Below are 18,344 nucleotides of genomic sequence, written 5' to 3' on the forward strand. Positions count from 1 at the left end.
GAGACGGACTCAGCCGCCCAGCGCGTTCGGCTTGCGCCACTGCCGCTCGAACGGCAGCCGCCAGGCGTAGGGCGCGACGAGCTGGTGGATCTGGTTGGGGCCCCAGCTGCCCTGCCGGTAGGGCCGCACCACCGGCGGGTTCTCGAGCAGCGGCTGGGAGACCTCCCACAGCCGCTCGATGCCCTCGGCGGAGGTGAAGAGCGTCTGGTCGCCCCGCGCGGCGTCGTAGATGAGGCGCTCGTAGGCCTCCAGCACCGAGCCCGCCCAGGTGGTGTCGGTCATCGCGAACTGCATCGACAGCTTGTCGAGCTTCATGCCGGGCCCGGGACGCTTGCCGTAGAAGGACAGCGACATCTTCGCCTTGTCGGCGAGGTCGAAGGTCAGGTGGTCCGGGCCGTGGTCGCCGACACCCGAGTTGCGCGGGAACATCGAGCGCGGGGGCTCCTTGAACGCGATCGAGATGATCCGCGCGCCCTCGGCCAGCCGCTTGCCGGTGCGGAGGTAGAAGGGGACGCCGGCCCAGCGCCAGTTGTCGATGAAGCACTTGAGGGCGATGAACGTCTCGGTCTCGGACTCGGGTGCGACCCCCGCGATGCTGCGGTAGCCGTCGTACTGGCCGCGCACGACGTTGGCCGGGTCGATCGGCACCATCGAGCGGAAGACCTTGTTCTTCTCGTCGTTGATCGCGTCGGGGGCCAGCGAGGTCGGCGGCTCCATCGCGGTGAACGCGAGCACCTGGAACAGGTGGGTGACGACCATGTCGCGGTAGGCGCCGGTGGACTCGTAGAAGTCGGCGCGCTGCTCGAGGCCGAGCTCCTCGGGGACGTCGATCTGGACGTGGTCGATGTTGTTGCGATGCCAGATCGGCTCGAACAGGCCGTTGGCGAACCGGAAGGCGAGGATGTTCTGCGCGGCCTCCTTCCCGAGGAAGTGGTCGATGCGGTAGATCTGCGACTCGTCGAAGGTCTTGTGCAGCTCGGCGTTGAGCTTCTTCGCCGACGCGAGGTCGACGCCGAACGGCTTCTCCATGATGATCCGGCCGCCCTCGGCGAGCCCGGCCTCGTCGATGGTCCTGACGACGGACGGCGCCGCCTTGGGCGGGACGCTGAGGTAGTGCAGCCGGACCCGGTCGCCGTCCCACGCGGACTCGGCCTTCTCGACGGCGGCGCGCAGCCCGGAGGTGCCCTCCGTCCCGGGCGCCCAGTGCAACAGCTTGGAGAACTCCGGCCAGGCCGCCATGTCGCCGTCGTCGCCGGAGAACTCCAGCACCGCCTCGTGCACGAAGTCCACGAACGACTCCGTCGTGTGCTCGTCGAGCGAGGTGCCGACGATCTGCAGCTGCGGGAGCAGTCCCGTCTCGAACAGGTGCAGCATGCCCGGCAGCAGCTTGCGGCGGGCGAGGTCGCCCGTCGCGCCGAACAGCACGACCGTCACCGGCTTCTGGGTCTTCGGTGCCATGTCGTCCACAGTGCCTCCTCGGTGTTACTGCCACGATAACGAGAGGCGTCCGAAGGCGTCCGTCGCGCGTCGTACCGGACGGCTCGGTCGCGGATCCGCCCGCGACGCGACCGTCGTGTCCGGTACGACGCTCAGGCCAGCCGTGCGCGCAGGCCGTCGAGGAGCAGCCCCAGTCCCAGCGCGAAGTCCGCGTCGTCGTCGCCCTCGTGGGAGAGCACGAACCGAAGCAGGGTGCGGGCGCCGACCCGGGCCAGGTCGTCGTCCGCGCCGCCGCGCTCGAGCGCCGCCCGGAGCGGGCGCTCCAGCGCCTCCGCGTCCGCGCGGTGCACGCCGGCGATGAGCAGGGCTCCGTCACGGTGTCGGCGCATGGCGTCGCGCAGACCGAGGCAGAGCAGGTGCGCCTCGGCGTCCCAGGCCATGATCTCGGCGGGGCGGCGGCCCCGGCGCAGGATCTCCTCGGCGATCGCGGCGAGCAGCGCGTCCTTGTTGGTGAAGTGGTGGTAGAGCGCACCGGGCTGCACTCCCAGGTCGCCGGCCAGGCGGCGCATCGACAGGGCCTCGAGGCCGTGCTCGTCGAGCACCGCGATCGCCCGCTCGACCACGTCCCCGCGCCGATACCGCACTCCCGTACCCCTCTCGTCCCGGCCCCGCATCGGTGGACCCCCGTTGACCGGAGTCCTGCGGCCAGCCTAACCTGAACACCGTTCAACTGCGCACCGCGCTCCCCCGGACCCGAGAGTGACCCGATGAACCGCCGTACCCCGACCACCGACGTCGCCCTGATCGCCGGCTTCGCCGCGCTCATCGCGGTGTGCGCCATCCTGCCGGACATCAAGACCGGCATCGGCGTGCCCTACTCGCTGCAGACCTTCGGCGTCCTCCTCGCCGGCGCTGTCCTCGGACCGGTCCGGGGGTTCCTGTGCGTCGTGCTCTACCTGGTGGCCGGCCTGGTGCTGCCGATCTACTCCGGCGGCGCCTCCGGCATCTCGCACTACAGCGGCGTCACCGCCGGCTATCTCGCGGCGTTCCCGCTGGCCGCGGCCCTGTGCGGCTATCTGATCTACCGCAACCGCCAGAACGCCACGCAGTTCACGCTCGTGTTCACCTGCGGCCTGCTCAGCAGCTTCGTCTTCGTGCACACCCTCGGCCCGCTCAACCTGGCCTGGCGCGCGGACCTCAGCCTCAAGGAGGCGTTCAGCTTCGACGCCGCCTACTTCCCCGGCGACATCGCCAAGAACGTCGTGATGGCCCTGATCGCCACCGCTGTCCACCGCGCCTTCCCCGACCTCGCCGCCCGGCGCCCGGTCGCGACCACCACGGACGAGCCGGCGACGCAGTCCGCGTGAGCCGGATCGAGCTCGACCGGGTCGTCGTGCGGGCCGCGACGCCCGGGGGTCCCGTCCCCGAGGTGAGCGTCCTGCGGGAGACGACGCTCGACCTCACCGAGCAGCGGATCGCGCTGATCGGTCCCAACGGGTCCGGCAAGTCGACGCTCGCGCGCCTGGTCAACGGCCTGGTCGAGCCCACCGCGGGCCGGGTCGTCGTCGACGGACTCGACGTGGCCAAGAAGGGACGCGAGGTACGTCGCCGGGTCGGCTTCGTGTTCACCGACCCCAGTGCGCAGCTGGTGATGCCGACGGTCGTCGAGGACGTCGCGCTCTCCTTGCGCCACCGGGTGCGCGCGCGGGAGGAGCGCACGGCCGCGGCACGGACCGTCCTGGCGTCGTACGGCCTGGACGAGCTGGCGGATCGCAGCGTGCACACGCTCTCCGGGGGCCAGCGGCAGCTGCTCGCGCTCGCGGGCGTGCTCGCCACCGACCCGGCCGTGCTCGTCGCCGACGAGCCCACGACGCTGCTCGACCTGCGCAACGCCCGGATGATCGGCGACCTGCTCCTCGCACTGCCCCAGCAGCTGGTGCTGGCCACCCACGACCTCGACCTGGCCCTGCGCTGCGACCGGGTGCTGCTCGTCGAGGACGGGGCGGTCGTGGCCGACGGCGCACCCGACGAGGTGGTCGCCCACTACCGCGCGAGCGTCCGGTGACCGCGAGCCCGCTCGGGGACTACCGGCCCGGCACCACCGTCTTCCACCGGCTTCCCGTGGGAGCCAAGCTCCTCGGCCTGCTGGTGCTCAGTGTCGTCGCCGTCGCCTTCCGCGGCGTCGCCACGACCGGCACGCTGCTCGTCCTGGCCGTCCTCGGCTGCCTCGTCGCCGGCGTCCGCCTCGGTCGTGCCGCCCGCGCCCTGCGCGGCGTCCTGGTCGCGATGACGCTGCTCGCGGCGTACCAGACCTGGCAGCGGGGCGGCGAGCACGCCTTCGTCGTCGTCGGCGCGCTGGTCGCCCTCGTCCTCCTCGCGACGGTCTTCACCACGACCACGTCGGTGGAGCGGATGGTGGACGCGATCACGCGCTGGCTCGGCCCGTTCCGCCGCGTCGGGGTCAACCCCGAGCTGGTGGCACTGGCGTTCTCCCTCATGATCCGCGGCATCCCGCTCACGCTCGCCATCGCCGGCGAGACCCGCGACGCCGCTCGGGCGCGCGGCCTGGAGCGCAGTCCGCGGGCCTACCTCACGCCCCTGGTGATCCGCGTCGTCGCGCACGCCCGGGCCACCGGCGACGCCCTGCACGCCCGCGGCCTCGGCGACGACTGACCCGTCCACGCCGAGCACACCCTTCCCCATGTCGCGGGTCCCGGCTATCCTGAGCGACCTGAACACTGTTCAGTTCACCCGGCGACATCCGACGAGGAGCACCATGACCGCGACCGACTTCGACGAGCTGGCCACCCGGATCCTCGACGGGGGCGCCGCCTCCGCGACCGACGCCCTCGCGGTGCTGAGGTCCTCCGACGAGGAGCTCATGGCCGTCGTCGCCGCGGCCGGCCGGTTGCGGCGCGCGCACTTCGGCAACACGGTCAAGGTCAACTACCTGGTCAACCTCAGGTCCGGGCTGTGCCCCGAGAACTGCAACTACTGCTCGCAGGCGCTCGGCTCGGAAGCGCCGATCCTCACGTACTCCTGGCTCTCCACCGACGAGACCCTCCAACAGGCGGGCGCCGGCCTGCGCGGCGGCGCGAGCCGGGTGTGCCTGGTCTCCTCGGGCCGGGGCCCGTCGAACCGGGACGTCGAGAAGGTCGCCGAGATGACCGAGGCGCTCAAGGAGGAGTACCCCGACGTCGAGGTCTGCGCCTGCCTCGGCCTGCTCAAGGACGGCCAGGCCGAGCGGCTCAAGCAGGCCGGCGTCGACGCCTACAACCACAACATCAACACCGCCGAGTCGCACCACGAGACGATCGTGCAGACCCACACCTACGACGACCGTGTCGACACCATCGGCAAGGCCAAGGCGGCCGGCCTGTCGCCCTGCTCGGGTCTCATCGCCGGGCTCGGGGAGACCGACGAGCAGCTGGTCGAGGCGCTCCTCGCGCTCAAGGCGCTCGACTCGGACTCGATCCCGGTCAACTTCCTCATGCCGTTCGACGGGACGCCGTTCGAGAACACCTGGGAGCTCTCCCCCACCCGCTGCGTCAGGATCCTCGCGATGGCGCGCTTCGTGTGTCCCGACAAGGAGCTGCGCATCGCCGGCGGCCGCGAGATGCACCTGCGCTCACTGCAGGCGCTGGCCCTGCAGGTCGCGAACTCGATCTTCCTCGGCGACTACCTCACCTCCGAGGGCCAGGAGGCGAAGGCCGACATCGCGATGATCCGCGACAGCGGCTTCGTCATCCTCGGCGCGGAGGACGAGAGCACCGCGAGCGCCGCGAGCGACGACGCCGAGCACGACCCCGCGATCCGGCGCCGTGGCGCCGGCACCGAGGTCGCGGCGAACGCCTGAGCGCCATGACCCGCACCGCCACCGACGAGCTGCTCGACTTCGACCGCGACCACCTCTGGCACCCGTACACGTCGATGACCTCGCCGACCCCGGTCCGGCTCGTGACCGGCGCGCGGGGCTGCGAGCTCAGGATCTCGACAGGCTCGACCACCGAGGGGTCCTGGGTCGTCGACGGGATGTCCTCGTGGTGGTCGGCGATCCACGGCTACCGGCACCCGGTCCTCGACGCCGCGCTCGCCGCGCAGGCCGACCGGTTCAGCCACGTGATGTTCGGCGGGCTCACCCACGAGCCGGCGGTCGGGCTCGGTCGGCGACTCGTCGAGATCACGCCCGCGCCGCTCGAGCGGGTGTTCCTCGCCGACTCCGGCTCGGTGAGCGTCGAGGTCGCGCTCAAGATGGCGCTGCAGCACCAGCGCGGCCGCGGCCGACCCGAGCGCACCCGCATGCTCACCGTCCTCGGCGGCTACCACGGCGACACGTTCGACTGCATGTCCGTCACCGACCCGGTCGGCGGGATGCACGCGATGTGGCGCGGCCTGCTGCCCGACCAGGTCTTCGGGCCGCGTCCTCCGGCGTACGACGCGAGCCCGGCCGATCTCGCCGCCTGGGCTTTCGAGATGCGCGAGCTCGCCGCCCGGCACGCCCACGAGCTGGCCGCGATCATCGTCGAGCCGCTGCTCCAGGGCGCCGGCGGCATGTGGCCCTTCGCCGTGGCCTGCCTGCGGGTGCTGCGCGAGATCGCCGACGAGCACCGCCTGCTGCTGATCTTCGACGAGATCGCGACCGGCTTCGGCCGGACCGGGCACCTGTTCGTCAGCGAGCTCGTCACGCCCGACGTCCTCTGTCTCGGCAAGGCGCTGGCCGGCGGCTACCTCACGCTCGCCGCGGTCGTGACCACCGACGAGGTCGCGCGCGGGATCTCGGCAAGTGAGTCGGGCGTCCTCATGCACGGCCCGACCTTCATGGGCAATCCACTCGCGTGCGCGGTCGCGAGCGCGTCGATCGACCTGCTGCTCTCCGCGGACTGGGCGGGCCGGGTGGAGGCCATCGGCACCCGGCTGGCCGCGGGCCTCGCCCCACTGCGGACGGCTCCGGGCGTGGTCGACGTCCGGACCATCGGTGCCGTCGGCGTCGTCCAGCTCGACCACGAGGTCGACGTCGTCGCCGCCACCGAGGCCGCTCTCGCGGCCGGGGTGTGGCTACGGCCGTTCCGGGACCTGGTCTACGCGATGCCGCCCTATGTCACCGGTCCGGGCGAGGTCGACCGGCTGGTGGCGGGCATCGCCGCGGCGGTGAGCGCGGGATGAGCCGGCCATCCGGATGGAGCACCTGGCTCGACGAGCAGGCGGCCGCGCGCGAGGCAGCCGGGCTGACCCGGCGCCTGCGGCCACGGGCGGCCGACGACGCGACGATCGACCTCGCGGGCAACGACTACCTCGGCCTGGCCCGCGACCCCGCGGTGCGCCGGGCCGCCGCCGACGCCGCGCTGGTCTGGGGGGCCGGCGCGAGCGCCTCCCGGCTCGTCACCGGCACGCTCGCGGTCCACGACGAGCTCGAGCGCGAGCTCGCCGACTACCTCGGGCAGCCGGGCGCACTCGTGCTGTCGACCGGCTACCACGCCAACCTCGCGGTCGTGACCGCGCTGGCCGACCGCACGACGCGGGTGCTGTCGGACGCGCACATCCACGCCTCCCTCGTCGACGCGGTCCGGCTCTCCCGGGCGCGGCTGAGCGTCGTACCGCACAGCGATGTCGGGGCGGTGCGCGCCGGCCTGGTCGCCGCAGCCGCTGCCGGCGAGCGGGCACTCGTCCTCGTCGAGTCGGTCTACTCGGTGCTCGGCGACGCGGCACCGCTGGCCGAGCTGGCCGCCCTGTGCGAGTCGTACGACGCCCTCCTGGTCGTCGACGAGGCGCACGGCCTGGGGGTGCACGGTCCCGGGCTCGTGGCGACGTCGGGGCTCGCGGGGCTGCCCCACGTCGTGGTGACGGCGACCCTGTCGAAGTCGCTCGGGGCCCAGGGCGGCGCCGTCCTGGGTCCGCTCGCGCTGCGCGAGCAGCTGGTCAACCGAGCACGGCCGTTCATCTTCGACACGGGCCTGGCGCCGGCGCCGACCGCCGGCGCGCTCGCCGCGCTGCGACTGCTGCGCTCACGGCCCGCGCTGGGTGCCGGCGTGCGCACCCGTGTCGCCGCGCTGGCCGACGCGCTCGGCGTCGCCGCACCGGCCGGCGCCGTGCTGTCGGTCCCGATGTCCTCACCGCGAGCCGCGGTCGCCGCGCAGGCCGCCGCACTCGAGGCGGGCCTGCGCGTGGGCTGCTTCCGGCCCCCGTCGGTGCCGGACGGCATCTCCCGGCTGCGGATCACCGCCGGTGCCGGAGTGGCGGAGCACGACTGGGAGCGGGCGGTCGCCGTCCTCACCGACCTCGTCAAGGAGCATCAGTGACGCGGGTCGTCGTGGTGACCGGGACGGACACCGGGGTCGGCAAGACGATCGCCACCGCGGCCCTCGCCGCCCGGGCGCGGGCCGCCGGCGAGCGGGTGCTCGTCGTGAAGCCGGTGCAGACCGGGATCGGCCCGGACAGCGCCGAGCCGGCAGACGTGGACACGGTCGCGGAGCTGGCGGACGTCGACGTGCAGGAGCTGACGCGACTGCGCGAGCCCCTCGCCCCCGACACCGCCGCCCGCCTCGAGCGCGTGCCGCTCCCGACCGTGCGCGAGCACGTCGCCCGGATCCGCGCACTGCTGCCGGCCTACGACCGCGTGATCGTCGAGGGCGCCGGCGGACTGCTCGTGCGCCTCGACGCCGAGGGCGGAACCCTCCTCGACCTCGCCCGCGACCTGACGTTCGCGCTGCGGCGCGCGGACGGCTCGCCCGTCGACGTGGTGGTCGTGTGCCGGGCCGGACTCGGCACGCTCAACCACACCGAGCTCACCACCACCGCGCTGCGGGCGGTCCAGATCGAGCCCGCGGGCCTGGTCATCGGCTCCTGGCCGCGAGAGCCCGGACTCGCCGAGACCTGCAACCGCACGGACCTCCCCCGCGTCACGGGGGTCCCGGTGCTCGCCGTCCTGCCCGCCGACGCGGGATCGCTCGCTCCGGAGGTGTTCCGGTCCGCCGCGCCGGCGTGGTTCGCCTGAGCCCGCGGGTCACCACAGCGGCGGGCGGCGGTCCTTCCAGGGCGCGGCCGCCTCGACCTGCGCGGCGAGCGAGATCAGCAGCTCCTCCTCGGCCGGCCGCGCGGCGAGCATGATGCCGACGGGAAGGCCCTCGGGGGTCTGGTGGAGGGGCAGCGAGATGGCCGGCATCCCGGTGACGTTCCAGGCCGAGGTCCACGGCGTGAAGCGCTTCTGGGCCTCGAAGTCGGCAGCCGGGTCCGCGTCGTCGCGCAACGCTCCCACGGGGAGCGGCGGAGTGGCGAGGGTCGGCGTGAGCACGATGTCGTACGGCGCCAGGGCCACCAGCGCATCGGCGGCGTAGCGTCGCATCGCTCCGATCGCCAGCCCGAACTCCGGCCCGGACACGGCGGCGCCGCGCTCACCGAGCCAGCGGGTCAGCGGCCGGATCCGGCGGCGCTGGTCGGGCTCGAGCGGGACGGTGGACAGCGCGGTCAGGACCGCCCAGCAGGTCTCGAAGACACCGACCGCCTCGGGCGGCAGCGGGACGGGGACGTCCTCGACCGCGTGCCCGAGCGAGGCGAGCAGCCGGGTCGCGTCGTCGTACGCATGCTGGACCTCGGGGTGCACGTCGACGTCGGCGATGACCGGGGTGTCGAAGCAGGCGATGCGCAGCCGTCCCGGCTCACGGCCCGCCGCGGCGAGGAAGGTGCCCGCCGGGTCGGGCGCCCAGAAGGGGTCGCCCGCGCGACGGCCCGCGAGGACGTCCAGCAGCGCGGCGGCGTCGGCGACGTCGCGGGCGATGGGGCCGGCGACCGCCAGGCCCACCGGGTCGCCGTACATCGGGAACCCGCTGATCCGGCCCCGCGTCGGCTTGAGCCCGACCAGGCCGCAGCAGGAGGCCGGGATCCGGATCGACCCACCGCCGTCGGAGCCCTGCGCGACCGGGACCAGCCCGGCCGCGACCGCGGCGGCCGCGCCCCCCGACGACCCGCCCGCCATCCGGGTCGTGTCCCACGGCGTGACGGCGGGCGGACGGCCCTCCGGCTCGGTGTAGCAGGGCGAGCCGAACTCGGGCGTGCTGGTCTTGCCGAGGCTGACCATCCCCGCGTCCTCGATGGCGAGCGTCACCCCGTCGGAGACCTCGGGCACATAGCCGGCGAAGGCAGGCGAGCCGAAGGACGTGGGGACGCCGCGGGTGAGGTTCAGGTCCTTGATCGCGGTCGGTACGCCGGCCAGCGGCGACGCACCGTCCCCCACCGGCCCGACCGCGGCGACCTCCCGGGCGCGCAGCCGCGCGGCATCGGGGTCGCGATGCACGAACGCGCCGTCGACGTACTCCCAAGGGAGACGCGCGGCGCGTTCGAGGTAGTGCTCGGTGAGCTCGACGGGGCTGATCTCGCCGGTGCGGATCAGCGCCCCCTGCTCCAGGGCGGTCAGGTCGTGGAGTTCGGCCACGCCCCGAGATTAGCCACCGTCAGGCTGCGGTGACGGCGGGGGTGAACTCGGCCAGGCGGGCGAGGGCGTCGAGCAGCTTGGCGCGGACCTCCGCGTCGGTGGTCGGGTCCACGTCGATCGCGGACTGCGAGACGGTGACGTCCTCCACGACGACCGCACCGGCGATGCCGGCCGAGCGGGCGGTGTCGCCGTGGGCCCACTTGCCGCCGTACGGCGTGGGCGTGGCGCCGATGACGCCGAACGGCTTGCCGACCATCGCGCCGGCGCCGTAGGGGCGCGAGAGCCAGTCGATCGCGTTGTTGAGCACGGCCGGCATGGTGCCGTTGTACTCGGGCGTGACGGCGAGGACGCGGTCGGCGGAGGCGACCCGCTCACGCAGCGCGCGGGCGGTCGCCGGGGCGTCGGCGCCGTCGATGTCCTCGTTGTAGAACGGGACCTGGTCGAGGCCCTCGACGATGTCGAGGGTGACGCCGGCGGGCGCCTCGTCGCGCAGCAGCTCGGCGATCCGGCGGTTGACGGATCCGGCCCGCAGGCTTCCGACGAGGACGGCGACGTGGGTGTTCGGGGTGTCAGTCATGACGGGCGAAACGGACCGCAGTCCGGTTTCATTCCCGATGGCGCGCCAGTTTCTCCGGCCGGCCGGTGAAACTCACGCTGGGACGAGGAAGCTTCCTCGTCCCAGCGTGAGTTTTGTCGTCCAAGGTCGGTGGTCGCGCCTAGGGTTGGCGAACCATGTCGAAACGTCTGCCGCTGCTCACCGGCGCGCCGCCCGCCGAGCGCGCCGACGCGGCGCGCAACCGCGAGGCGCTGCTCCGGGCGGCCGCGGAGCTGATCGAGCGCTGCGGCGTCGAGGACCTGACCACCGATGCGGTCGCGGCCCGCGCCGGCGTCGGCAAGGGCACCGTGTTCCGCCGGTTCGGCAGCCGCGAGGGGCTGATGGCCTCGCTGCTCGACCACCGTGAGCAGGAGTGGCAGGCGAGCGTGATCAGCGGCCCGCCACCCCTCGGGCCGGGGGCCCCGCCGATGGAGCGGCTGCTCGCCTTCGGCGCCTCCCGGCTGAGGCATCACCGCGAGCAGGCCGCGCTCATCGAGGCGGCCGGCAGCACCTGGGGCGAGAACTACGCCGTGCTCGGCTTCGTCGCGCTCCACGTGCGGATGCTGCTCTCGCAGCTGGGCGCCTCCGGCGACCTGGCCTATCTCGCCACCGCGCTGGTCGCCCCGCTGGGCGTGCCGGTGCTGCGCCAGCAGATCGACCACGGCGGGATGACCGAGGAGCAGGTGCTGGCCGGATGGGCCGACCTGGTCCGCCGCGTGGTGTGACCTCACCTGCTCTCAACACGCACCTGGTGCGGGCCGAGGGCAGGTATCAGCTCCGGTGGTGCCGCAGCAGGCCGTAGGTGAGGCTGTCGGCCAGCGCCTCCCACGAGGCCTCGATGACGTTCGCGCCGACGCCGACGGTCACCCAGGACGAGGCGCCGTCGGTCGTCTCGATCAGCACCCGGGTGATCGCGTCGGTGCCGTGACCCTGGTCGAGGATGCGGACCTTGAAGTCGATCAGCTCGAACTGCGCGATCTCCGGGTAGGCCTGCTCGATCGCGGATCGCAGCGCCTGGTCGAGCGCGTTGACCGGTCCGTTGCCCTCCCCCGTCACGACGTAGCGCACGCCCGCGGCACGCAGCTTGACGGTCGCCTCGGACACGGCCTCCTCGTCCGGCGCGGCGTGGGTGAGCGTCTCGGTGATCACCCGCCAGCTCTCCACGTCGAAGTACGACGGCCGCACGCCGTCGACCTCCTCGGCGAGGAGCAGCTCGAAGGAGGCGTCGGCGGCCTCGAAGGTGTAACCGCGCGACTCCAGGTCCTTGACCCGGCTGGTGACGCGGGTGACCAGCTCCGGGTTGTCGGAGAGGTCGAAGCCGAGCTCCCTGCCCTTGAGCTCGATGGTGGCCCGGCCGGCCATGTCGGAGACGAGCAGCCGCATGTCGTTGCCGACGCCCGCCGGGTCCATGTGCTGGTAGAGGTCCGGGTCGACCTTGATCGCGCTGGCATGCAGGCCGGCCTTGTGGGCGAAGGCCGACGCCCCGACGTACGGCTGCCGGGCGGCGGGCGGGACGTTGGTGACCTCCGCGACGGCGTGCGCGATCCGGGTCGCCTCGCGGAGCAGACCCGGCGGCAGCACCTGCCGGTCGAGCTTGAGCTCGAGGTTGGCGACCACGTTGATCAGGTCGGCATTGCCCGTGCGCTCGCCGTAGCCGTTGATGCAGCCCTGCACGTGGGTGGCGCCGGCGTCGACGGCGGCGAGGGTGTTGGCGACGGCGAGGCCGGTGTCGTTGTGGCAGTGGATGCCGACGCGGACCTGGGCGTTCTCGACGACGTCGTGCACCACGTCGGAGACCCAGCCCGGCAGCATGCCGCCGTTGGTGTCGCACAGCGCGATCACCTCCGCGCCCGCGTCGTACGCCGCCCGGAGCACCTCGAGCGCGTAGGACCGGTCGAGGCGGTAGCCGTCGAAGAAGTGCTCGGCGTCGAGGAAGACCTGCTGGCCCTCGGCGCGGAGGTGGCTCACGGTGTCGCGGATCATCGCGAGGTTCTCCGCGGGGGTGGTCCGCAGCGCCTTCTCGACGTGGCCGACATGCGACTTGGCGACGAGGGTCACGACGCCCGCGCCGCTGTCACGGAGCGCGGCGACCTGCGGGTCGTCGGCGGCGAGCAGGCCCGCGCGGCGGGTGGACCCGAAGGCCGCGAGGCGCGCGTGCTGGAGGTCCAGCTCGACCGCCGCGCGGCGGAAGAACTCGGTGTCCTTGGGGTTGGCTCCCGGCCAGCCGCCCTCGATGTAGCCGACCCCGAGGCCGTCCAGGTGCCGCGCGATCGCGAGCTTGTCGGCCACCGTCGGGTTGAGCCCCTCCTGCTGCATGCCGTCGCGCAGGGTCGTGTCGTAGACGTGGAAGGAGCCGTGCAGGTCCAGGGGGAGGTCGCGCTGCTGGGTCATCGGGGTCTCTCACGTGAGGGGGCCGGGCAAAACAAAAGCCTCCTGGGGACAGGAGGCCGGCGCGTCTGACGAGGTCGGACGCGCTAGGTAATGATCGTGGCGAGGGTGGTCACGCCGTCATTGTGCCACGAGCGCGAGACGGGCGTCTCAGAGTCCGAACGGCCCGCCGGACCAGGGCGTCCAGGCGACCCCGTTGCCCGCGGCGAGGGCCCCGAGGCCGCCGGCGACCGCGAGCAGGACCGCGCAGGTCAGCAGCCACGGCACCGGTCGGCGCACGACCGGGTCGAGGACGCGCGAGACCGGCAGCCGGAACCGCGTGCTGCCCGGCCCCGACCACAGGGCGAGGCCGAGCGTCGTGCCGCAGGCCAGCAGCGTGCGGGGGACGTCGAGCTGGAGCGCGTAGCCCAGCAGACCGGCCGCGAGGCCCAGCCCCGCGCTCCACGAGACGAGGACGACGGTGCCGGTGACGGCGCGGATGAGGTGCCAGGGGCTGGTGGTGAGCCAGCGCAGGCCGTCGTACCACCGGGCGCCGCGGACGGTACGCCGCGCGGCGACCGCCGAGGCCGCCAGGGACCCGGCTCGCAGCAACCAGACCGCGAGGACGACCACGGCCGTCGCCAACCACGGTGCCGCGGCGAAGCCCGCGCCGAGGCCGAGCGCGCCGAGACCGACGGCGCCCCAGCGCCGGACCCGCTCGGCGAGCGGCGGCCGGGCCGGGGCCGCGAAGGGGTGCTCAGGGTCCCACGCCCGGTCGAACTCCTCCTCCATCCGCGTCATCGCGTCGGCCGGGGCCACCGGCGCCGCGGCCCCCGCCGGCGGTGGCCCGGCCGGCACGACCGGCACTGGTGGCACGGCTCGGAGCGGGACGACGGGCGCGGGCGGCGGGGCGTACGGCGGCGCGGCGTCCTCCGGCAGCGCCCGGGTGCCGGGGACCGCCGTCTCCGGCACGGTCGGCGGCGTCGGGGGTCCGGGCTCGGCGGACGCACCCGCCTGGCCGGCGAGCGCGAGCGGGAGGGTGAAGTCGTCGTCCTGGGTCGACGCGGACGAGAACAGCGCCCCCGGTGGCGGCACACCGGGGAGGTCGGGTCGGGTGCTGAGCGGGCGCAGCCACGCGAGCAGCTCCTCGAGCAGCGGTCGCTCGAGCGGCTCGGGGTCGAGCGCGGCCGTGAGCACCTCGGCCAGCGGGCTCTCGATGCCGGAGAGGTCGTGCTGGCCGCGACGGGTGCGGTCCATGACGGCCATCGCCGGACCGCGGCCGTACGGCGGGCGACCGCTCGCGGCGTAGGCGACCGTCGCCGCCCAGGCGTGCACGTCGGCGGCCGGGGTGGCCTCGTCGCCGTACAGGATCTCGGGCGCGAGATAGCCCGGCGTGCCGAGCAGCCAGCCGGTCTGGGTGAGCCGGACGTCCTCGGCGACCCGGGCGAGGCCGAAGTCGATCAGGATCGGAGTGCGCCCCTCCATGAGCACGTTGCCGGGCTTCACGTCGCGGTGCAGGACGCCGGCGGCGTGCACGGCCGCGAGGCCCTCCGCGAGGCAGCCCGCCAGCCAGTGCAGGTCGCGCCCGGCGATCGGGCCCTCGGCCGCCACGTGGTCGTGCAGGGAGAGACCCGGCACGTAGCGGGTGACGACATAGGGCACGTCGGCCCACGGATCCGCGTCGAGCATCTCCGCGACCCACGGGCTGCGCACCCGGGTCAGCGATCCGACCTCGCGCGCGAGCCGTTGGCGCGCCTCCTGGTCGCCGACGACCTGCGGGCGCAGGACCTTGAGGGCGACCCGCTGGCCGTCCGGTCCCTGGGCGAGGTGCACGATGCCCATCCCGCCCTCGCCGAGGCGGGTCATCAGCGCATAGCGTCCCACCTGGGTGGGCGCGCTGCGCTCGGGCCGGATCGTCACACCGCGAGGCTACCCGCGGGCGTCGAGCTCGGCGATCAGGCGCTTCGGGGCGACCCGGCGGTACGACGCGTCGGCGAGCTCGGCGACCTCCGTCCAGTCGATCTCCGGGTCGGCGAGATCGATCGCGCGGCCGCCGTAGGGGCCGTAGTAGGCCGGCACGAAGAACCGCGGGTCCGCATCGATGGCGGGCAGGTCGACGGCGTCGGGGGTGAAGATGAACGCGCTCGGCACCATCCGGTGCTCGCCGGGCCGGATCTTCTCCGATCCGCCGAAGGCGGCGAAGATCTTGCCGGCCCGGAAGGTCGGGCGGCCGTGGCTGACCCGCTCCTCCGCGCCCGGCAGCGCCAGGCAGATCGCCCGCAGCTCGGCGAGCCCCGGGTCGTCGTCGCTGAACATGATCGGGTGGGCCATGGTGACCAGCCTGTCAGTCGAGCAACGCGCCGGGGCGGATCGTGACCTCGAACGGCGTTCTGGCCGTCCATGCCTGGTCGGCCGCGACGTCGGCGATCTCGGCGTACCGCCCGTCCCTCAGCTCCCACGCGACCAGGCGCAGCTCCCGCGGGTCGACGATCCAGTACGACGGCACGCCGGCGCGCTCGTAGCGGCTGAACTTCGTGGTCAGGTCGTAGAGCCGGTTGGACGGCGAGAGCACCTCGACCGTGAGCAGCGGGACGCCCTCGAAGTAGCGATCCGGTACGCGCGGCGCGACGAACACGTCGGGTTCCATCCAGGTGATGTCGTCGATGATCGCACCGCCCGGCCCCTGCAACGCCCAGAATCCGGGCGGCGCGGCGTCGTTGAGCAGCTGCCAGAGGCGCGACGCGATGTAGACGTGTCGCAGGTCAGCAGGCGCCATCGCGATCAACATCCCGTCGATCAGCTCGTAGCGCGGCGTGGGCCCGGACTCGTCGGGGTCGTCGGGCATGTCGAGGAGGTCGGCGACCGTCAGCAGCCCCCGATGCGCCCAGCCGAGCTCTGCCTCCAGCGTCATGCCCACCATCGTGCACCATCCTCCCGAGAGTCGTCATGCGACGATGCTGGCACCGACCACCCTCATCGGGATGCGCTCTCCACAGCCGGTGGTCAGGAGATCCGGTGCATCCAGCCGAAGGTGTCGTCCGCGCGGCCGAGCTGCACGTCGACCAGGGCCTGGCGGATCCGCATCGTCAGGTCCTGGCTGGTGGGCGCCGGCGTCTCGCCGCCGGCCCACTTCAGCCCGCCGACCGGGGTCACGACCGCGGCGGTGCCGCAGGCGAAGATCTCGGTGATCCGGCCGCTGGCCACGCCCTCGCGCCACTCGTCGATGCCGAACCTCCGCTCGGTGACGTGGTGGCCCATCTTGCCGGCGAGCTCGATGATCGAGGAGCGCGTGATGCCCTCGAGGATGGTGCCGGTCTCGGGCGTGACGATCGAGCCGTCGTCGAACACGAAGTACATGTTCATGCCGCCGAGCTCCTCGACGTAGGTGCCTTCCTGGGCATCGAGGAAGACGACCTGGTCGCAGCCGTTGGCGTAGGCCTCCTGCTGGGCGACCAACGACGACGCGTAGTTGCCGCCGGTCTTGGCCGCGCCCATGCCACCGCGCCCGGCGCGGGTGTACTCCTCGGTCAGCCACAGGGTGACCGGCTTGACGCCGCCCTTGAAGTAGGCGCCGGCCGGGCTGGCGATCACCATGAAGGTGACGTGCTGCGCCGGGCGGACGCCGAGGAACTTCTCGGAGGCGAACATGAAGGGCCGCAGGTAGAGGCTCTTCTCGCCGCCGTCGGGGTTGCCGGGCACCCAGCGGGCGTCGACCTTGACGAGCTCCTCGACGGCCTGGATGAAGTCGGGCACCTCCAGGACCGGCAGCGCGAGGCGGTGGCTGGAGCGCACCATCCGCTCGGCGTTGGCCTCGGGGCGGAACAGCCACAGCGAGTCGTCGTCGTGGCGGTAGGCCTTCATCCCCTCGAAGGTCTCCTGCGCGTAGTGCAGGACGGCGGCCGCCGGGTCCAGGGTCACCGGTCCGTAGGGCGTGATGCGCGCGTCGTGCCAACCCTGCTCCGGCGTCCACTCGACGGTGAACATGTGGTCGGAGAAGTGCGTCCCGAAGCCGGGATTGGCCAGGATCTCCGCCAGGCGGGCCTCGTCGGTGGAGTTCGCAGAGAGGGTCGTGGTGATCTGCATGGTCATCAGGTTAGTCCTCGTTAACGCGGGTCGGGAGTGGGCCGTCTGCCCGCGTTCGGAGACGACGCGTCTCCGACGGCGGGCTAGCCGGCTACTCGCGCGGCGATCGCGTCGCCCACCTCGGGCGTGCGTCGCTGCTGCCCGGGGGTCCGCGCCTCGAGGTCGGCCAGCACGGCCGCCTCCACCCGGGCCGCCGCCTCCGAGTGACCGAGGTGGTCGAGGAGCAGGGCGCCGGACAGGATCGCGGCGGTCGGGTCGGCGATGAGCTGACCGGCGATGTCGGGGGCCGAGCCGTGCACGGGCTCGAACATCGAGGGGGCCGTGCGGTCGGGGTTGACGTTGCCCGACGCCGCCAGGCCGATGCCGCCGCTGATCGCGGCGGCGAGGTCGGTGACGATGTCGCCGAACAGGTTGTCGGTGACGATGACGTCGAAGCGCTGCGGGTCCGTCGTCAGGTAGATCATCACCGCGTCGATGTGGCTGTAGTCGCAGGAGACGTCCGGGTACTCCTCGGCGACCTGCTGGAACAGCCGCCACCACACCTGGCCCGCGTGCACCAGCACGTTGGTCTTGTGCACGAGTGTCAGCTTCTTGCGGGGGCGCTTGCGGGCGCGCTCGAAGGCGTCGCGGATGACCCGCTCGACGCCGTACGCCGTGTTGACCGAGACCTCGGTGGCGACCTCGGCGGGCGTGCCGACGCGCAGGGAGCCGCCGTTGCCGGTGTAGGGGCCCTCGGTGCCCTCGCGGACGACGACGAAGTCCACCTCGCCCTTGGCGAGGACATCGTCGGACAGCGGCGAGACCGACCCCGGGTAGATCCGCGAGGGGCGCAGGTTGACGTAGTGGTCGAGCTCGAAGCGGAGCTTGAGCAGCAGGCCCCGCTCGAGGATGCCCGGCGGCAGGTTCGGGTCGTTGGGCTTGCCACCGACCGCGCCGAGCAGCAGCGCGTCCTGGCCGCGGATCTCCTCCAGCACGCTGTCCGGCAGCACCTCACCCGTGCGCAGGTAGCGCTCCGCCCCGAGGTCGTAGGAGGTCTGCGCGAACTTCAGGTCGGCCGGCGCCGCGACCTCGAGGACCTTGAGGGCCTCGGCGGTCACCTCGGGCCCGATCCCGTCGCCGGGAATCACGCCGAGCGCGACCTGGCCGGTGGTGACGGGAGCTGCAGCGGAGGAGTCGGTCATGGGACGACAACCTAGTTGTCGTCGGGACGGGCGTCGTCGCCGTCTCGCAGGGCAGTCCCCAAGAAGCGCGGCGCCTCGCGGTGCGAGGGCTGCGCCGGGTCGTGGCGCGCCGGGCCCCACTCGGAGTCGTCGGCGGTCAGGGTGGCGTAGCCGGTCGGATTGGTACGTCGGACGGCGCCGGGTGCGCTGGCGGCGCTGGTGGTGGTGCTGGACATGGCTGGTCTCCGTGGGACGGGACCCGTCGAGTCGGACTGCG

The 18,344-nt window shown here is 73.2% G+C and carries 19 protein-coding genes; 8 read left to right on the forward strand and 11 right to left on the reverse strand.

The genetic code is table 11. The features are described from left to right. Positions 1-9: 9 nt before the first annotated feature. A complete protein-coding gene (gene zwf / locus ACPZVR_RS09140; RefSeq protein ID WP_436699262.1) occupies positions 10-1,458 on the reverse strand; it encodes a glucose-6-phosphate dehydrogenase in 1,449 nt (482 codons plus the stop codon). Positions 1,459-1,589: 131 nt separating this feature from the next. After that, on the reverse strand, positions 1,590-2,081 hold the full coding sequence (locus ACPZVR_RS09145) for a TetR family transcriptional regulator (RefSeq protein ID WP_436699263.1): 492 nt from the start codon (positions 2,079-2,081) through the stop codon (positions 1,590-1,592). A 123-nt stretch (positions 2,082-2,204) separates the two neighbouring features. Between ACPZVR_RS09145 and ACPZVR_RS09150 the strand changes: the two genes are divergently transcribed. The 7 genes from ACPZVR_RS09150 (at position 2,205) to bioD (ending at position 8,428) form a co-directional block, all read left to right on the forward strand. After that, on the forward strand, positions 2,205-2,804 hold the full coding sequence (locus tag ACPZVR_RS09150) for a biotin transporter BioY (RefSeq protein ID WP_436699264.1): 600 nt from the start codon (positions 2,205-2,207) through the stop codon (positions 2,802-2,804). Then, a complete protein-coding gene (locus ACPZVR_RS09155; RefSeq protein ID WP_436699265.1) occupies positions 2,801-3,502 on the forward strand; it encodes an energy-coupling factor ABC transporter ATP-binding protein in 702 nt (233 codons plus the stop codon). Before ACPZVR_RS09150 ends, ACPZVR_RS09155 begins: the two co-directional genes overlap by 4 nt. Continuing rightward, positions 3,499-4,110, forward strand: a complete 612-nt coding sequence (locus ACPZVR_RS09160; protein ID WP_436699266.1) for an energy-coupling factor transporter transmembrane component T family protein — start codon at positions 3,499-3,501, stop codon at positions 4,108-4,110. The genes ACPZVR_RS09155 and ACPZVR_RS09160 overlap by 4 nt, the downstream gene beginning before the upstream one ends. Positions 4,111-4,213: 103 nt before the next feature. Then, positions 4,214-5,293, forward strand: a complete 1,080-nt coding sequence (gene bioB / locus ACPZVR_RS09165) for a biotin synthase BioB (RefSeq protein ID WP_436699267.1) — start codon at positions 4,214-4,216, stop codon at positions 5,291-5,293. Between the two features lie 5 nt (positions 5,294-5,298). Next, the gene (locus ACPZVR_RS09170) at positions 5,299-6,600 is read left to right on the forward strand and encodes an adenosylmethionine--8-amino-7-oxononanoate transaminase (protein WP_436699268.1); all 1,302 of its coding nucleotides are present in this window, start codon (positions 5,299-5,301) and stop codon (positions 6,598-6,600) included. Beyond that, complete coding sequence (locus ACPZVR_RS09175) at positions 6,597-7,733, forward strand: 8-amino-7-oxononanoate synthase (protein ID WP_436699269.1); 1,137 nt, start codon at positions 6,597-6,599, stop codon at positions 7,731-7,733. Before ACPZVR_RS09170 ends, ACPZVR_RS09175 begins: the two co-directional genes overlap by 4 nt. Then, complete coding sequence (gene bioD, locus ACPZVR_RS09180) at positions 7,730-8,428, forward strand: dethiobiotin synthase (RefSeq protein ID WP_436699270.1); 699 nt, start codon at positions 7,730-7,732, stop codon at positions 8,426-8,428. The genes ACPZVR_RS09175 and bioD overlap by 4 nt, the downstream gene beginning before the upstream one ends. Positions 8,429-8,437: 9 nt before the next feature. Here the strand turns inward: bioD and ACPZVR_RS09185 are convergent, their stop codons facing one another. Next, on the reverse strand, positions 8,438-9,862 hold the full coding sequence (locus ACPZVR_RS09185) for an amidase (RefSeq protein ID WP_436699271.1): 1,425 nt from the start codon (positions 9,860-9,862) through the stop codon (positions 8,438-8,440). 19 nt (positions 9,863-9,881) lie between these two features. After that, positions 9,882-10,439 carry an NAD(P)H-dependent oxidoreductase gene (locus ACPZVR_RS09190; RefSeq protein WP_436699272.1) on the reverse strand — a complete coding sequence of 186 codons (558 nt, stop codon included), beginning with the start codon at positions 10,437-10,439 and terminating at the stop codon, positions 9,882-9,884. Between the two features lie 155 nt (positions 10,440-10,594). Between ACPZVR_RS09190 and ACPZVR_RS09195 the strand changes: the two genes are divergently transcribed. Continuing rightward, a complete protein-coding gene (locus ACPZVR_RS09195) occupies positions 10,595-11,182 on the forward strand; it encodes a TetR/AcrR family transcriptional regulator (protein WP_436699273.1) in 588 nt (195 codons plus the stop codon). 46 nt (positions 11,183-11,228) lie between these two features. Here the strand turns inward: ACPZVR_RS09195 and cimA are convergent, their stop codons facing one another. From cimA to ACPZVR_RS09230, 7 genes are all read right to left on the reverse strand, one after another. Beyond that, on the reverse strand, positions 11,229-12,848 hold the full coding sequence (gene cimA / locus ACPZVR_RS09200; protein ID WP_436699274.1) for a citramalate synthase: 1,620 nt from the start codon (positions 12,846-12,848) through the stop codon (positions 11,229-11,231). Between the two features lie 147 nt (positions 12,849-12,995). Then, positions 12,996-14,744: a serine/threonine-protein kinase gene (locus ACPZVR_RS09205; RefSeq protein ID WP_436699275.1), complete on the reverse strand. Its 1,749-nt coding sequence runs from the start codon at positions 14,742-14,744 to the stop codon at positions 12,996-12,998. Between the two features lie 9 nt (positions 14,745-14,753). After that, positions 14,754-15,155 (reverse strand): MmcQ/YjbR family DNA-binding protein, encoded by a 402-nt coding sequence (locus ACPZVR_RS09210; RefSeq protein ID WP_436699276.1) that lies wholly within the window; start codon positions 15,153-15,155, stop codon positions 14,754-14,756. 13 nt (positions 15,156-15,168) lie between these two features. Further along, positions 15,169-15,735, reverse strand: coding sequence for a Uma2 family endonuclease (locus ACPZVR_RS09215; protein ID WP_436699277.1), 567 nt, complete (start codon positions 15,733-15,735; stop codon positions 15,169-15,171). Between the two features lie 92 nt (positions 15,736-15,827). After that, on the reverse strand, positions 15,828-16,907 hold the full coding sequence (locus tag ACPZVR_RS09220; RefSeq protein ID WP_436699543.1) for a branched-chain amino acid aminotransferase: 1,080 nt from the start codon (positions 16,905-16,907) through the stop codon (positions 15,828-15,830). Between the two features lie 83 nt (positions 16,908-16,990). Continuing rightward, positions 16,991-18,088, reverse strand: coding sequence for a 3-isopropylmalate dehydrogenase (locus tag ACPZVR_RS09225; RefSeq protein WP_436699278.1), 1,098 nt, complete (start codon positions 18,086-18,088; stop codon positions 16,991-16,993). A gap of 11 nt (positions 18,089-18,099) precedes the next feature. Next, the gene (locus ACPZVR_RS09230) at positions 18,100-18,303 is read right to left on the reverse strand and encodes a hypothetical protein (protein WP_436699279.1); all 204 of its coding nucleotides are present in this window, start codon (positions 18,301-18,303) and stop codon (positions 18,100-18,102) included. Between the last annotated feature and the right edge of the window lie 41 nt (positions 18,304-18,344).

The sequence above is a fragment of the Nocardioides segetis genome, assembly GCF_051390595.1.
GTDB lineage: Bacteria > Actinomycetota > Actinomycetes > Propionibacteriales > Nocardioidaceae > Nocardioides.

Coding starts and splice junctions, on each gene's coding strand:
- zwf (WP_436699262.1), bottom strand. CDS start 1,458: ATGGCACCGAAGACCCAGAAGCCGGTGACGGTCGTGCTGTTCGGCGCG.
- ACPZVR_RS09150 (WP_436699264.1), top strand. CDS start 2,205: ATGAACCGCCGTACCCCGACCACCGACGTCGCCCTGATCGCCGGCTTC.
- bioB (WP_436699267.1), top strand. CDS start 4,214: ATGACCGCGACCGACTTCGACGAGCTGGCCACCCGGATCCTCGACGGG.
- ACPZVR_RS09170 (WP_436699268.1), top strand. CDS start 5,299: ATGACCCGCACCGCCACCGACGAGCTGCTCGACTTCGACCGCGACCAC.
- ACPZVR_RS09175 (WP_436699269.1), top strand. CDS start 6,597: ATGAGCCGGCCATCCGGATGGAGCACCTGGCTCGACGAGCAGGCGGCC.
- ACPZVR_RS09190 (WP_436699272.1), bottom strand. CDS start 10,439: ATGACTGACACCCCGAACACCCACGTCGCCGTCCTCGTCGGAAGCCTG.
- ACPZVR_RS09195 (WP_436699273.1), top strand. CDS start 10,595: ATGTCGAAACGTCTGCCGCTGCTCACCGGCGCGCCGCCCGCCGAGCGC.
- cimA (WP_436699274.1), bottom strand. CDS start 12,848: ATGACCCAGCAGCGCGACCTCCCCCTGGACCTGCACGGCTCCTTCCAC.
- ACPZVR_RS09210 (WP_436699276.1), bottom strand. CDS start 15,155: ATGGCCCACCCGATCATGTTCAGCGACGACGACCCGGGGCTCGCCGAG.
- ACPZVR_RS09215 (WP_436699277.1), bottom strand. CDS start 15,735: ATGACGCTGGAGGCAGAGCTCGGCTGGGCGCATCGGGGGCTGCTGACG.
- ACPZVR_RS09220 (WP_436699543.1), bottom strand. CDS start 16,907: ATGCAGATCACCACGACCCTCTCTGCGAACTCCACCGACGAGGCCCGC.
- ACPZVR_RS09225 (WP_436699278.1), bottom strand. CDS start 18,088: ATGACCGACTCCTCCGCTGCAGCTCCCGTCACCACCGGCCAGGTCGCG.
- ACPZVR_RS09230 (WP_436699279.1), bottom strand. CDS start 18,303: ATGTCCAGCACCACCACCAGCGCCGCCAGCGCACCCGGCGCCGTCCGA.